The sequence below is a fragment of the Nonomuraea rhodomycinica genome (assembly GCF_013363995.1).
Lineage (GTDB): Bacteria > Actinomycetota > Actinomycetes > Streptosporangiales > Streptosporangiaceae > Nonomuraea > Nonomuraea rhodomycinica.
Window position 1 is genome coordinate 251,652 of sequence record NZ_JABWGO010000001.1, and the last position, 13,619, is coordinate 265,270.

Genomic DNA, 13,619 nt, shown 5'->3' on the forward strand with positions numbered 1-13,619 from the left:
ATCAACGGTTCATGCCGGCGGTCAGCCCGGCGACGATCTGGCGCGTGGCCAGGACGAAGAGCACGACCAGGGGGATCGTCGTCATCACCAGACCGGCGAAGAGCGTGCCCCAGTCGTTCTGGAACTGGCCGAAGAAGTGGGTGAGGCCGACCGGCAGGGTCAGCTTGGTCTCGTCCCGCATCAGGACCAGGGGGTAGAAGAAGTCATTCCAGATCGGCACGAACTGGAACACCACCACGGTCGCCAGCGCGGGCCGCACCAGGGGCAGCATCACGTGCCAGAAGGTCGCGAACGGCCCGGCGCCGTCCAGGGCGGCGGCCTCGTCGAGCTCGTGCGGGAGCTGGCGGAAGAAGGCGGTCAGGACGAAGACGTTGAACGGGACCGACCCGGCCGCGTAGACCAGCACCAGCCCGGTCAGCGAGTCCACCAGCCCCATGCCCTCCAGCAGGTAGAACAGCGGCAGCACGCCCAGGTGGGCGGGCAGCGTCATGCCGGAGACGAAGTAGGCGGCGAACATGCCGCGCCCCCGGAACTCCCTGCGCCCGAGGGGGTAGGCGGCCAGCAGCGAGACCACGGCGCCCAGCAGCACGGCGCCGACCACGACGAGCGCCGAGTTGACGACGTAAGTGGAGAAGGACGCCTCCGTCCACGCCTTGACGTAGTTGCCGAGCCCACTGGGCGGGCCGATCGGCCGGTCGAAGATCTCGCTGGTGGGCCGGAACGAGCTGAGCAGCATGACGAGCAGCGGCGTCATCGAGAAGGCGGCGTAGCCCCACAGCAGGACCTTGACGATCGACGCCCTCACGTCTTCCTCCTCAGGACCCGCTCCAGCAGCAGCGTCGAGCCGAAGATGAAGGTGAACATGAAGACCGCCAGCGCCGAGGAGGTGCCGAGCGCGTTGACGTCGCCGGAGGCGAAGGCCGTGCGGTAGAACAGCAGGCCCAGCACGTCGGTGGCGCCCGCCGGGGCGCCGTTGGAGCCGCCGAGCGCGTAGACCAGGGCGAAGGTGCCCATGCTGCCGATGAAGCTGAGGATCGTGACAGTGGCCATGGCGGGCTTGAGCAGCGGCAGCGTGATGCGCCAGAGCACCTGCCAGGAGCCGGCGCCGTCGGTCCTGGCGGCCTCGGCGTACTCCTGGGGGATGCCGCCGAGCGCGGCGCTGAACAGCAGCATCGGGAAGCCCACCCACTGCCAGGTGGTGATGACGATGACGGTCGGCAGCGCGGTGTCCGGGTCGCCGAGCCACGGCATCGCCAGGCCGAGCGGCTTGAGCAGCGCGTTGACCGGGCCGAAGGCGGGGCTGAGCAGCAGGGTCCACAGGTAGCCGATGACCAGCGGGTTGACCAGGTACGGCAGGGCGAACATGGTCTGCAGCGCCCGCTTGCCGCGCCGTACGCGCGACAGGGCGAGCGCGAAGGCCAGGCCGAGCGTGTTCTGCACCAGCATGGTGCCCGCGAACAGCAGCGCGTTGTGCCCCAGCGCGGGCAGCAGCTGGTCGAGGAAGGCGCCCGACAGCAGGCCGGCGTAGTTGTCCAGCCCGGCGAAGCTGTCGCGCAGCGTGCCCTTCCAGGAGAAGAAGCTGTAGGTCAGGCCGGTGAACAGCGGGTAGACGACGAAGGCGGAGTAGAGGAGGAGGGCGGGGATCAGGAACAGGTACGACGAGCCGTTCCCTCCCTGTCCCCGCCGCGCGCCTAGAGCCATGTGGACACGCTCTTGTCGAGCTGTTCGGCCGCCTGCTTCGCGGTGATGCGGCCGAGCAGCATCTCCTGCAGCGCCTTGGAGAAAACGGCGGCCGACGAGGGGTTGCCGTAGGCGAACTCGTTCATGAAGTAGGTCGCGCCGTGCTGGTCGAAGGTGGTGGCCACCTCGCCGAGGAGCGGGTCCTTGGGCGTGACGCCGGGCACGGCGGAGAAGATGCGCAGGGTGTCGGTGTAGAGCTGGCCGTAGTCCTTGGAGGCCAGCCAGGCGGCGAACTTCAGCGCCTCGGCCTTGTGCTTGGTCTTGACGTTGACGCCGTACGAGCCGTCGGTGAAGCCGGGCATGAGGCCCTGGCCCTCGGGCACGGGCGGCGTGAAGACGCCCAGCTCGACGTCCTTGGCGTTCTCGGTGAAGAAGTTCAGCTCCCACAGGCCGCCGGGGAACATGGCCGCCTTGCCGGAGGAGAACAGGATCTGCGCGTCGGTGTAGGAGACGCCGGCGGCGTTCTCGGGGAAGTACGGCTTGAGCTTGTTGAGCTGGTCGATGCCCTCGACGAAGCGCGGGTCGGTGAACTTCTTCTGCTTGGCCTTGACGGCGGCGATGAACTCGTCGCCGCCCCAGTGGGCGGTGCCGAAGATGCTCGCCACGATCGGCAGCATCCAGTCGTCCTTGCCGCCGAAGGCGAACGGGATGACCCCCTTGGCCTTGAGCTTCCCGGCGGAGGCGATCATCTCGTCGTAGGTCTTGGGCGGGGTGATGCCGTTGTCCGCGAAGATCTTCTTGTTGTAGATCACCTGCAGGGTCTGCACGGCGAACGGCACGCCGTACACCTTGCCGTCCTTGTCGCCCTTGGCGTAGCGCAGGACCTTCTCGTCGTAGCCGGCCAGGCCGGGCACGTCCTTGGTGTCGAGCGGCAGCAGCCGGCCGGCCTCGACGAGCGGCTGCAGGTTGGCGCCGGCGCGCAGCCACGCCAGGTCGGGGCCGTTGTCGCCGGCCAGGCCGGTGGACAGGATCGTGTCGTACTCGGTGGCGGTGGTGAAGGAGCGGGCGTCGACGTCGACGCCGGGGTTGGCCTTCTCGTACTCGGCGAACATCTTGTCGTAGTTGGCCTCGGGACCCCATCCCCAGACCGAGAGGGTGATCTTGCCCTGGTCGGCACGGGTGGTGGTCGAAGGGGCACAGGCGGTGACCGCCATCGCCAAGGCGACAGCGGCGGCGGCAAGGCGCATGGGGGCTCCTAGCGTGGGGGCAGGCGGTGCTTGGCGACCGCGTCGGTGGCGGCCGTCAGGAGCTGGTTGCTGGTCTCGTGGGTGCGCTGGACGACCCCGATGTAGAGGCAGTCCAGGACGAGCATCTGGGTGTGGCGGGCGGCCACCCCGCCCGCGCGGAAGGGGGTGTCCTGCGCGGCGGTGGTGAGGACGATGTCGGCGGCCTCGGCCAGCGGGCTGCGGGGGAAGTTGGTGACGGCGATCGTGGTGGCGCCGCGTTCCCTGGCGATGGTCAGCGGCTCGACGACCTCGGCCGTGGTGCCCGAGTGGGAGATGCCGACCGCCACGTCCTGGTCGTCGCGCGCGTTGGCGCTGGAGACGGCGTTGTGCACGTCGGTCCACAGCGCGCACGGCCGGCCGACGGCGTGCAGGCGCAGGTGCAGGTCCATGGCCACGCCCGCGCTGCCGGCGACCGCGTAGAAGTCGATGAACCTGGCGCGGACCAGGGCGGAGACGGCCCGGTCCACCGCCTTGAGGTCGAGCTGGGCCGCCGTCTCCTCCATGGCGCGCAGGTCGCTGGCCAGCAGGCTGCGCAGCACCAGGCTCGCGGGGTCGTCCGGCGAGAAGGCGATCAGGTCCTGTTCTCGGGGGGCGGCGTCGTTGCGCCCGAGCTCGGCCGCCAGCGCCAGCCTGAGCTCGGGGTATCCGGCCAGGCCCAGCTCGCGGCAGAAGCGCGTGATGGTGGTGAGCGAGGTCCCGCACCGCTCCGCCAGCTCACCGATGGTCGAGGCGGCCACGACGGCGGGCTCCGCGAGGATCGTCTCGGCGATGCGCCGGTGGGCCGCGGTGAGGGTGGGCTCGACCCCCCGGATTCTGGCCAGGATCGGTGACATGGGAGGAACCCTCCCGCTTTCCGGAGGGTATGTCAATAGTTCACATTCGACATGGGATGTTAGAAATTTTCCCCCTTGCGGGACTCGCTGGGACTATGTCACTTTCGACGCCATGCGCAACCTCCTCATGGCGCTGGTGCTCGGCAGCACCAGCCTGCTGCCCGCCCGCGCCGACGCGGTGGACATCCAGTTACTGGCCTTCAACGACTTCCACTCCGGCTTCCCGACCAGCTTCGCCACGACCCCGAACGGCCCGGTCCCGGCGGGCGGCGCCGCGTACCTGTCGGCCCACATGGACCGGCTGCAGCGCGACAACCCCGACGGCACGCTGCGGCTGTCGGCCGGCGACAACATCTCCTCCAGCACCATGAACGCCACGGCCCTGCACGACGAGCCGGGCATCCAGGCGCTGAACCTGATGCGCCTGGACGCCTCCAGCGTCGGCAACCACGAGTTCGACGAGGGCCTGGCCGAGTTCCGCAGGATGGAGAAGGGCGGCTGCCACCCCATCGACGGCTGCGCGATCCCGAACTTCAAGGGGGCCAACTTCCCCTACCTGGGCGCCAACATCGTCGACACCACCACCGGCAAGCCCGCGCTGACGCCCTACATCGTCAAGGAGGTCAAGGGCGTCAAGGTCGGCATCATCGGCGTCGACTACAAGAACGCGCTCAAGGAGGCCCCCGGCCCCACCGCGCCGCTGGAGGGCCGCGACGAGGCCGAGGCGGTCAACACCTACGCGGCCGAGCTCAAGGCCAAGGGCGTGCGGACCATCGTGGTCCTCATCCACCAGGGCGGCGGGCAGACCGGCGGCGGCCTGCCCAACCAGTGCAACAACCTGGCCGGGCCGATCAAGGACATCGTGCAGAGGTTCGACCCCGAGGTCGACGCCGTGATCTCCGGGCACACCCACAACCCGTACAACTGCCTGATCAACGGCATCCCGGTCACGCAGACCTCGGCCCACACGCGCGAGCTCACCAGGATCGTGCTCACGGTCGACCGGGCGACCGGCAACCCGACCTCCGCCAAGGCCGAGAACATCACGGTCACCCACGACATCAAGCCGGACCCCCGGATCGAGGCCCTGCGCGCCAGGACGGACGCGCAGGGGCAGAAGCTGCTGGACCGGCCCGTCGGCCTGCTCAGCCGCGACCTCACCGCCCAGCGCAACGCCGCCGGTGAGTCCACCGTCGGCCACGCCCTGGCCGACGCCCGGCTCTTCGCGACCTCCGCCCCCGACAACGGCGGCGCCCAGATCGCGATCCAGCCGCCCTACGGCGGCGGCATCGGCGGCGACCTGATCGTCAACCCCACCGGCAACGAGATGTCGAACCTGGTGACGCACGGCAAGGCGCTGCGCGTGCAGCCCTTCTCCAACATGCTCGTCACCATGACGCTCACCGGCGCCCAGTTGGAGCGGCTGCTGGAGCAGCAGTGGTGCGGTCAGAGCACCGCCCGCGTGCTCGGCGTCTCCGAAGGGCTCACCTACACCTACGACAACGCCAAGCCCGCCTGCGACAAGATCGACCCGGCCACGATCAAGCTGAACGGGACCGTCGTCGATCCGGCCGGACGCTACCGCCTGACCGCCAACTCCTTCATCGCGACCGGCGGCGACGGATTCTCCGTGCTGACCGAGGGCACCGACCGGGTGGAGAAGGTCCGCGACATCGAGGCCTTCGAGTCCTACATCCGGGCCAGGAGCCCGCTGGCGGCCCCGGCCCTGGGCCGGGTCACCCGCGTGAACTGACAGCCCGGCTCAGTCGTCGAGGCCCGATTCGGCGGCCAGCGGGACCTCGCCCGCGGTCTTGCTGTAGCCGAGGGCCTCGACGATGAGGCCGTCGCGGACGCGCATGAGGTTCACGCCCTCGACCCAGCCGGCCGGGCCGTCGGCGAAGTAGTAGCGCCAGCGGATCGTCGCGCGCTCGCCCGCGACGATGACCTCCTGCGGCTCGAACCGCGTCGTGCGGTCCTCGACGAGCGCGCGCCACCACGCCAGGCAGGCCGCGCCTCCCTCGACGCGCTCGCCGGTAGGCGCCGGCTGGACCGACTCCATCACGCAGTCCGCACCGATCAGGTCGGTGAGCGCGTCGGCGTCGCGTCCGGTGAAGGCGTGGTTGAAACGGTCGATGACCTCGGCGGTGGTGCGGATCGCCATGACGGCTCCTTGGTGGATAGATCGTTCGGTCTACTCAGACCATATAGAACGGTTGATCTACTCGTCAACCGGTGGCAAGCTGACGCCATGACCACACGCACCGCGCCGGGACCCCGCGAACGCCTGCTGGACGCCGCCCGCCGGCTGACCTACGCCCAGGGCGTGGGCGTGGGCGTCGACGCGCTGCTGAAGAGCGCCAACGTGGCCCGGCGCTCGCTGTACGAGCACTTCGGCGGCAAGGACGGGCTGATCGTGGAGGTCCTGCGGCTCACCACCGCCGAGGACGAGGAGTGGTACCGGCGGACCATGCGGGACGCCGGCGACGACCCGCGCGCCCGGCTGCTGGCCGTCTTCGACGGGCTCGCCGAGGCCATCGACGCGCCGGACTTCCGCGGCTGCCGCTACCTCGCCGCCGACCTCGCCCTGGCCGACCCGGGTCATCCCGGGCACGCCGTGACCCGGGAGTACCGCGAGCGGGTCCACCGGCTCCTCGAGGACGAGCTGCGCCGGCTCGGCCACCCGCGGCCGGGGCACGCCGCCACCCAGCTCCTCCTGCTCGTGGACGGCGCCCTGGCGGCGGGAGCCACCCGGCCCGGCACGGACCCCGCGGCGTGCGCGCGCGAACTGGCCGAGCACGTCCTCGACGGCCCGCGACGGGACGCCGCCTGACCCGCAAAATGTGACAGCGCTGTTGTATCTTGGTCGGATGCTTCCACCGATCGAGCCGTACGACCACGGCCACCTCGACACCGGCGACGGCCACCTCGTCTACTGGGAGGTCTGCGGCAACCCCGCGGGCAAGCCGGCGCTCGTCGTCCACGGCGGCCCTGGGTCGGGCTGCTCCACCAACGCGCGCCGCACGTTCGACCCGGAGCGCTACCGGACCATCCTGTTCGACCAGCGCAACTGCGGTCGCAGCCTGCCCCACGCGTCCGACCCGGCGGCCGACCTGAGCACCAACACCACCCGGCACCTCGTGGCCGACATGGAGCGGCTGCGCGAGCACCTGGGCGTCGATCGCTGGCTGCTCTACGGCGGCTCATGGGGGGCCACGCTCATGCTCGCCTACGCCGAGGCGCACCCCGAGCGGGTCTCGGAGATCGTCATGGTCGCCGCGACCATGACCCGCAGGTACGAGATCGACTGGCTGTACCGGGGCGTGGGCCGGTTCTTCCCCGAGGAGTGGCAGCGCTTCCGCGCGGGCGTGCCGGAGGACCAGCGCGACGGCGACCTGCCGGACCTGCTGGCCGCCTACCACCGGCTCGTGAGCGACCCCGACCCGAAGGTGCGCGCCAAGGCCGCCCAGGACTGGCTGGCCTGGGAGGACGCGGTCATCTCCCTGGAGCCGAACGGCAAGCGCAACGCCTACAGCGACCGTCCCTCCGAGGCCCAGGTGGCCTTCGTCCGGATCTGCTCGCACTACTTCTCCAACGGCGCGTGGCTGGAGGAGGGCGCCCTGCTGCGCGACGCCCACCGGCTGGCCGGCATCCCGGGCGTGATCGTCCACGGCCGGTTCGACCTGGGGGCGCCGCTGGAGAACGCCTGGGAGCTCGTCCAGGCGTGGCCGGACGCGCGGCTCGTCGTGGTGGACGACTCCGGCCACACGGGCAGCGGGACGATGCGCGACGCGATCAAGTCCGCCATCGCGGGCTTCACGCCCTGACGCGGCGATCAGCCCTGGGCGGAACCCGTTGGCCGGGGCGCGGACCGCGTGCTCAATGGAGGCATGAGGGCCGCCTATGACGAGATCGCCGACTGGTACGAGACCGAGTTCCTGCCCCGGAACGCGGACGACCCCCTGGGGCAGCGCCGGGTGCTGGCCGGCCTGCTCGGCCGCGGCGAGGGCATGTGCCTGGAGATCGGGTGCGGCACCGGCGTGCACGCCGCCGCCCTCCGCGACCTGGGCTGGACTCCGGTCGGCGTCGACCTGTCGGCCGGGATGCTGCGCCACGCCCGGCCACGCCTGCCGGTGGTGCGGGGCGACGCGGCGCGCTTGCCGTTCCGCGACGGGTCGCTGCCGGCGGTCGCGGCGCTGATGGTCCACACCGACATGCCGGCCTACCCGGCCGTGCTGCGGGAGGCGGCCAGGGTGCTGCGACCGGGCGGGGCGCTGGTGCACGTCGGGGTGCATCCGTGCTTCTGCGGCGGGTTCGCCGACCGCGCCGATCCGGAGGCGGTCGTGGTCAGGCCCGGCTACCTCGACGGCCACTGGACCAAGAAGTCGTGGACGGACCAGGGCATCCGCGACAAGGTGGGCGCGAGTCACTGGCCGCTGGCGGAGCTGCTGGGCGCGTTCCTGGAGGCGGGGCTGGCGCTGGAGGCGTTCGCCGAGGGCGACGGGCCCACGCCGGTGATCCTCGGCGTACGGGCCCGCCGCCCCTGACCGGGCGGGCGCAGCGGACGCGGGGCCACGCGCGCGGGCCCGCCGCCCATGGCCCCGCGCGTGGCCGGCGGGTGGTGGCGCGTGGTCAGTCCGCGAGGACCCGGCCGAGCCACGCCTGCCAGCCCGCCTCCTGCGCGGCGGTGTCGCCGCCGGTGAACAGGACGTGGGAGAGCACCATGACGCCGGGCAACCCCTGGATGAAGCGGTACAGCGCGCCGGAGGCGCGGACGCCGAGAGTCTGGGCGTTGGCGAAGTAGACGACGCCCTCGACGGGCGGCAGCCCGTCCGGCCGGAACGCCACGCGCCGCCCCACCACGTCACCGGAGTCACCGGACGCCGGCAGGCCCAGCTCGGCGTACACGGCGCGCCAGGCGTCCGGCCAGTGGCGGACGGGCGGCCCGAACGCGGTCACGGGCGTGGCGGGCCGGCCGCGGAAGTGGCCGAGGTACTCGACCAGCGTGGCGAAGAACATCGCCAGGCCGCTCCGCATGGCCTCGTACTCGTTCTCCCAGTCGTCGCCGGGCAGGAAGCCGCTCGTGACCATGCGCACGACCGTGCTGCCCCGGTCACGCCCCTCGATGAGGAACTCGTAGGCGACGAACCGCCCGTCCTCGCCCGCCGCGCCGGCGTGCGCGAAGCGGTGCGGCGGGTCGGACACCGTGACGGCGGATTCGGGCAGCAACCCGCCGAAGTCGGTGCGCACCGCCTTCTCCGTCACCTCGGTACGGCCCATGAACCACGAGTCGACGCCGGGGCCGGTGGCGATGGCCTCCCACACCTCCTCCGGTGTGACGCCGACCGTGGCCTCCTGGGGCAGCTCGAAGCGGTGACCCATGTCAGTTCTCCCCCTCGGACGCCTGCGCCCTGGACGGCTTGACGGACGGGTGGACGGCGACGACGATCCGGTGCTCGCGCCCGCCCTCGGCGCTCTCGTCGTGGTACCTGCCGACCAGGCCCGTCACGAACGACGTCAGCTCCTCGGCGAAGGCCGCCCGGTCGGCCGCGGAGGCGAAGCGCACCTCGCCGTCCATGCCGAACGTCGCCACCCGCTTGCGGGCCTGGACCGCGCCGGTGACCAGCTCCCCGAGGTCGCGGACCAGCCGGGCGGCCACCGCGAGCAGCCAGCCCGCCGACAGCCGGTCGGGCGACCTGGCGGGGTCGGGCTGCACGGCGGCCAGCGCCACGGGCGAGATGACGAACGAGGCCGCCGTGGCCCGCATCACCCGCTCGGTGACGTTGCCCTTCTTCCGCTCCTCGACGAGCTCGACCAGCCCGTGCTTCTCCAGCGTCCGCAGATGGTAGTTGACCTTCTGCCTGGCCAGGCCCACCCGGGCCGCCAGCGTGGTGGCCGAGCCGGGCTCCACGAGCTCGGCCAGCAGCCTGGAGCGCATGGGGTCGAGGGAGGCCTCGGCCGCCGCGGGGTCTTCGATCACCGCCACATCTCGCATGTCCGCACCATCCCACCGAAAAAATTACTTGTCAAGGCGGGAGGCCCGTTCCTCCAGGTAGCGGCGTTCCGGCCGGCTGGCGGTGCGCGCGGCGGCCGCGCGGTAGGCGGCGACGGCGCCGGCCTCGTCCCCGGCCTCCTCCAGGAGGTGGCCGCGCACCGCGGACAGCCGGTGGTGCCCGGCCATCCGCTCGTCGGCCGCGAGCTCGTCCAGCAGGGCGAGCCCCGCCTCGGGCCCGCGCACCATGGCCACGGCCACGGCGTGGTTGAGCCGGACGACCGGGTTGTCCTCCAGGCCGAGCAGCACGCCGTACAGGGCGAGGATCTGCCGCCAGTCGGTGTCCTCGGCGCGCGGCGCCTCGTCGTGCACGGCCGCGATCGCCGCCTGGAGCTGGTACGGCCCGACGGCGGAGGTGGACAGCGCCGCGGTGACCAGCGCGGAGCCCTCCTCGACGGCCGCGCGGTCCCACAGCGACCGGTCCTGCTCGGCCAGCGGGACGAGCCTGCCGCCGGGAGCGGTGCGGGCCGGGCGGCGGGCCTCGGTGAGCAGCATGAGGGCCAGCAGGCCCATCACCTCGCCGTCGCCGGGCAGCAGCCGCAGCAGCGCCCGGGTCAGCCGTACGGCCTCGCGGGTCAGGCCGGGCCGGTGCAGGTCGGGGCCGCTGGTGGCGGTGTAGCCCTCGTTGAAGATCAGGTAGAGGACGTGCAGGACGACGCGGAGCCGCTCGGCGCGCTCGGGCTCGGGCGGCAGCCGGAACGGCACTCCGGCTGCCTTCACCCGCTGCTTGGCGCGGCTGATGCGCTGCGCCATCGTCGCCTCGGGCACCAGGAACGCGGCGGCGATCTGCGCCGTCGTCAGACCGCCCACGGCCCGCAGCGTGAGGGCGAGCTGGGAGGCCCGTGACAGCGACGGGTGGCAGCACAGGAACAGCAGGGTCAGCGTGTCGTCCTCGTCGCCCGGGCGTTCCTCGCCGGGCGCGGGCACGACGGCCTCGTCGGCCGGGGCGCGGGCGGCGACCGTCTCCTCGCGGCGCCGCCGGGCGTGCTCGCTGCGCACGTGGTCGGTCAGGCGGCGCGCGGCCACGGTGACGAGCCAGGCCCGCGGGCTGCCGGGCACGCCCTGCGCGGGCCACTGCACGGCCGCGTCGAGCAGCGCCTCCTGGACGGCGTCCTCGCACGTGTCGAACTGCCCGTACCGGCGGACGAGGATGCCGAGCACCTGCGGCGCCAGCTCCCGCAGCAGCTCCTCGACGCCGTCCCCGGGCTCGGCGGCGAGCCCGGGCGGCCGCGGCGGTTCGGACGGGCGCAACGGGCCGGCCGCGCTCACTCGGGGACCTCGTCGATGATCGGCCGCACCTCCATCGCGCAGAGCCGCGCGTCCGGCCAGCGGGCGGCGATCTCCGTGGCCCGCTCGACGTCGTCGCACTCGACGATCAGGTAACCCGCCAGGTACTCCTTGGCCTCGATGAACGGCCCGTCGGTGACGGCCGGGACGCCGTCGCGCACGCGAACCGTCCGCGAGGTCTCCGGTCCGGCCAGAGCCTGCCCGCCGGCCAGCTCGCCGCTCTCGCCCAGCTCCTTCATCAGCGCGTCGACCTCGGCCATCACCTCGTCGACGCTGCCGGCGACCGCCTCCCGCGACGCGGGGTTGCTGTAGATCAGCAGCATGTACTTCACGGAACTCCTCCTGCCCGGCGCGTGCCTGCCCCCATCCAAGCGGCCGGGGGCTCCGCCCGCGAACCCCGCCCCCCTCCGCTCCAGGCACGACGAAGGATCCGGCGATAGCCGTCGGTTATGACGGCGGCTATTGGACAGCCGCGTCGCGCCCCCGGAGGATGCGGAGCCGAGGACCGTGCCGCGTACCTTCGAAGGGGCAACGACGTGAGCGATCTGACGGGCAGGACGGCTCTGGTGACGGGGGCTTCCCGAGGCATCGGAAAGTCGATCGCGCTGCGGCTGGCGGCCGACGGCGCCGAGGTGGCGGTCCACTACGGCACCGGTGAAGGCGCGGCGAACGAGACCGTGGCGGCGATCCGGCGGGCCGGCGGGCGGGCGTTCGCGGTGCGCGCCGAGTTCGGCGTGGACGGCGACGTGGAGGCGCTGTTCGCCGGCCTGGAGGAAGGGCTGGACGGGCGGCCGCTGGACATCCTCGTGAACAACGCCGCGATCATCGACTACGGCGCCACCATCGACAAGGCCACCCCCGACGCCTTCGACCGGACCTTCGCGATCAATGTGCGGGCGCCGTTCTTCGTCATCCAGCGTGCGCTGCCGCTGATGCGGGACGGTGGCCGGATCGTCAACGTCTCCTCAGGTGTCACGTGGTTCGCCACCCCCGAGGTGGTGTACGCGATGACCAAGGGGGCGCTCAACGTGCTCGGCCGGTCGCTCGCCCAGACCCTCGGGGCGCGAGGCATCACGGTCAACACGGTGTCGCCGGGGATCACCGAGACCGACATGAACGCGTGGCTGCGCGACACCGAGGCCGCCGAACAGGTCGCCGGCATGATCGCGCTCGGCCGCCACGGACAGCCCGCCGACGTCGGGGACGCCGTGGCGTTCTTCGCCTCGGACGACGCCCGCTGGACGACCGGCCAGGTCCTCGAGGTCAACGGGGGGCTCTTCCTGGGTCCGGCGCCGCGATAGACGTCCGCGGTTCCCGGTGCTCACGTCGCGCCGCCCACGCACAGTCCCGCCCGGCCGTGCCTGGCATGTGGGCCTTTCGTATAGTTCACGCACGTGAGTGAGCACGAGACCGGTCCTGCCCAGCCCTCCGACCTCCCGCCCGGGCCGCGCGACGTCGCCCGGCTGCCCAAGGCGCACCTGCACGTCCACCTGGAGAGCACCGTACGGCCCTCGACCGTGCGGGAGCTGGGCGGCCCGCCCGAGCCGGAGGGGCCGTTCCGGAGCTTCGGCGAGTTCGCCGACCATCGGGCACGGGTACGGGAACGGCTGGTCACGGCCGCGCACTTCCGGCGGGTGGCGCTGGAGTTCTGCGCGGACGAGGCGGCGCAGGGCACGCGCTACGCGGAGGTGACGTTCACGGCCGCCGCCCACGGTGAGCGGGTCGGGGCGCCGGAGATGCCGCTGGAGGCCGTGCTCGACGGGCTCGCCGAAGGTTCGGCGCGGTACGGGATCGAGTGCCGGGTGATCCTGGACCACTCGCGGCGGCGATCCGTGGAGCGGCTGCGGCGGACCGTGGAGCTGGCGCGCCGCCACGACGGGGTGGTCGCGGTCGGGCTGGCGGGCGACGAGAGCCACCCGCTCGCGCCGTTCGCGGAGGTGCTGGACGAGGCCAGGGACGCCGGGCTGCGGCTGGTCCACCACGCGGGCGAGACGGCGGGCCCGGACAGCGTCCGGGAGGCGCTGACGCTGGGGCACGCCGAGCGGATCGGCCACGGGATCCGCGTCCTGGAGGACGAAAAGCTGGTGGCCGAGCTGCGGGAGCGGCGGGTGCCGCTGGAGGTCTGCCCGACGTCCAACGTGCTGCTCGGGCTGGTGCCGTCGCTGTCCGAGCACCCGCTGCCGCGCCTGCGCGCGGCGGGGCTGGCCGTCACGGTCAACACCGACGGGGAGACGGCGTTGGCGGAGGAGTACGGACGGCTGCGGGAGGTGTTCGGGTTCGGGGACGAGGAGCTGGCCGGCCTCGCCCGGGCCTCGGTCGAGGCGTCGTTCGCGCCCGAGGAGGTCAAGGCGCGGCTGAGGGCCGGAGTGGACGCCTGGCTGACCGGAGGGTAGGCGCCCGGGCCGGGGTCTGCGGCCCGTCAGGGGCTGGGGCCGGGGTGGGCGGCCCGCAAGGCGTGGGGGCCGGGGTGGGCGGCCCGCAAGG

At 72.4% G+C, this 13,619-nt stretch carries 15 protein-coding genes; 6 read left to right on the forward strand and 9 right to left on the reverse strand.

Features of this window, described 5'->3' with window-relative positions; all coding sequences use genetic code 11:
- Position 1: 1 nt before the first annotated feature.
- From HT134_RS47485 to HT134_RS01275, 4 genes are read right to left on the reverse strand one after another with little or no spacing between them, the layout of a single operon-like run.
- Positions 2 to 805 (reverse strand): carbohydrate ABC transporter permease, encoded by an 804-nt coding sequence (locus HT134_RS47485; RefSeq protein WP_217707132.1) that lies wholly within the window; start codon positions 803 to 805, stop codon positions 2 to 4.
- Entirely contained in the window at positions 802 to 1,701 is a 900-nt protein-coding gene (locus HT134_RS01265; protein ID WP_175598395.1) for a carbohydrate ABC transporter permease, read from the reverse strand. The genes HT134_RS47485 and HT134_RS01265 overlap by 4 nt, the downstream gene beginning before the upstream one ends.
- On the reverse strand, positions 1,692 to 2,927 hold the full coding sequence (locus HT134_RS01270; protein WP_175598396.1) for an extracellular solute-binding protein: 1,236 nt from the start codon (positions 2,925 to 2,927) through the stop codon (positions 1,692 to 1,694). The genes HT134_RS01265 and HT134_RS01270 overlap by 10 nt, the downstream gene beginning before the upstream one ends.
- An 8-nt stretch (positions 2,928 to 2,935) precedes the next feature.
- Complete coding sequence (locus tag HT134_RS01275; RefSeq protein WP_175598397.1) at positions 2,936 to 3,799, reverse strand: MurR/RpiR family transcriptional regulator; 864 nt, start codon at positions 3,797 to 3,799, stop codon at positions 2,936 to 2,938.
- Positions 3,800 to 3,911: 112 nt separating this feature from the next.
- Here HT134_RS01275 and HT134_RS01280 point away from each other — a divergent pair, with 112 nt between their 5' ends.
- Positions 3,912 to 5,552 carry a bifunctional metallophosphatase/5'-nucleotidase gene (locus tag HT134_RS01280; protein ID WP_175598398.1) on the forward strand — a complete coding sequence of 547 codons (1,641 nt, stop codon included), beginning with the start codon at positions 3,912 to 3,914 and terminating at the stop codon, positions 5,550 to 5,552.
- A 9-nt stretch (positions 5,553 to 5,561) separates the two neighbouring features.
- On the opposite strand, the gene HT134_RS01285 is transcribed toward HT134_RS01280, so the two are convergent.
- A complete protein-coding gene (locus HT134_RS01285; protein WP_175598399.1) occupies positions 5,562 to 5,960 on the reverse strand; it encodes a nuclear transport factor 2 family protein in 399 nt (132 codons plus the stop codon).
- Positions 5,961 to 6,047: 87 nt separating this feature from the next.
- Here HT134_RS01285 and HT134_RS01290 point away from each other — a divergent pair, with 87 nt between their 5' ends.
- From HT134_RS01290 to HT134_RS01300, 3 genes are all read left to right on the forward strand, one after another.
- Complete coding sequence (locus tag HT134_RS01290) at positions 6,048 to 6,629, forward strand: TetR/AcrR family transcriptional regulator (RefSeq protein ID WP_175598400.1); 582 nt, start codon at positions 6,048 to 6,050, stop codon at positions 6,627 to 6,629.
- A gap of 37 nt (positions 6,630 to 6,666) precedes the next feature.
- A complete protein-coding gene (gene pip, locus HT134_RS01295) occupies positions 6,667 to 7,623 on the forward strand; it encodes a prolyl aminopeptidase (RefSeq protein WP_175598401.1) in 957 nt (318 codons plus the stop codon).
- A 63-nt stretch (positions 7,624 to 7,686) separates the two neighbouring features.
- Positions 7,687 to 8,343 carry a class I SAM-dependent methyltransferase gene (locus HT134_RS01300; RefSeq protein ID WP_175598402.1) on the forward strand — a complete coding sequence of 219 codons (657 nt, stop codon included), beginning with the start codon at positions 7,687 to 7,689 and terminating at the stop codon, positions 8,341 to 8,343.
- An 85-nt stretch (positions 8,344 to 8,428) separates the two neighbouring features.
- Here the strand turns inward: HT134_RS01300 and HT134_RS01305 are convergent, their stop codons facing one another.
- The 4 genes from HT134_RS01305 to HT134_RS01320 are packed head-to-tail and all read right to left on the reverse strand — an operon-like array spanning position 8,429 to position 11,458.
- Complete coding sequence (locus HT134_RS01305) at positions 8,429 to 9,178, reverse strand: SRPBCC family protein (protein ID WP_175598403.1); 750 nt, start codon at positions 9,176 to 9,178, stop codon at positions 8,429 to 8,431.
- A gap of 1 nt (position 9,179) precedes the next feature.
- A complete protein-coding gene (locus HT134_RS01310; protein WP_175598404.1) occupies positions 9,180 to 9,791 on the reverse strand; it encodes an ArsR/SmtB family transcription factor in 612 nt (203 codons plus the stop codon).
- Positions 9,792 to 9,815: 24 nt separating this feature from the next.
- A complete protein-coding gene (locus HT134_RS01315) occupies positions 9,816 to 11,099 on the reverse strand; it encodes an RNA polymerase sigma factor (protein ID WP_175600039.1) in 1,284 nt (427 codons plus the stop codon).
- Between the two features lie 14 nt (positions 11,100 to 11,113).
- Entirely contained in the window at positions 11,114 to 11,458 is a 345-nt protein-coding gene (locus HT134_RS01320; RefSeq protein ID WP_217707329.1) for a YciI family protein, read from the reverse strand.
- A 213-nt stretch (positions 11,459 to 11,671) separates the two neighbouring features.
- On the opposite strand from HT134_RS01320, the gene HT134_RS01325 reads away from it, so the two are divergent.
- Positions 11,672 to 12,436: an SDR family NAD(P)-dependent oxidoreductase gene (locus HT134_RS01325; RefSeq protein ID WP_312887912.1), complete on the forward strand. Its 765-nt coding sequence runs from the start codon at positions 11,672 to 11,674 to the stop codon at positions 12,434 to 12,436.
- Between the two features lie 93 nt (positions 12,437 to 12,529).
- Positions 12,530 to 13,528 carry an adenosine deaminase gene (gene add, locus HT134_RS01330; RefSeq protein ID WP_312887913.1) on the forward strand — a complete coding sequence of 333 codons (999 nt, stop codon included), beginning with the start codon at positions 12,530 to 12,532 and terminating at the stop codon, positions 13,526 to 13,528.
- Positions 13,529 to 13,619: the final 91 nt, after the last annotated feature.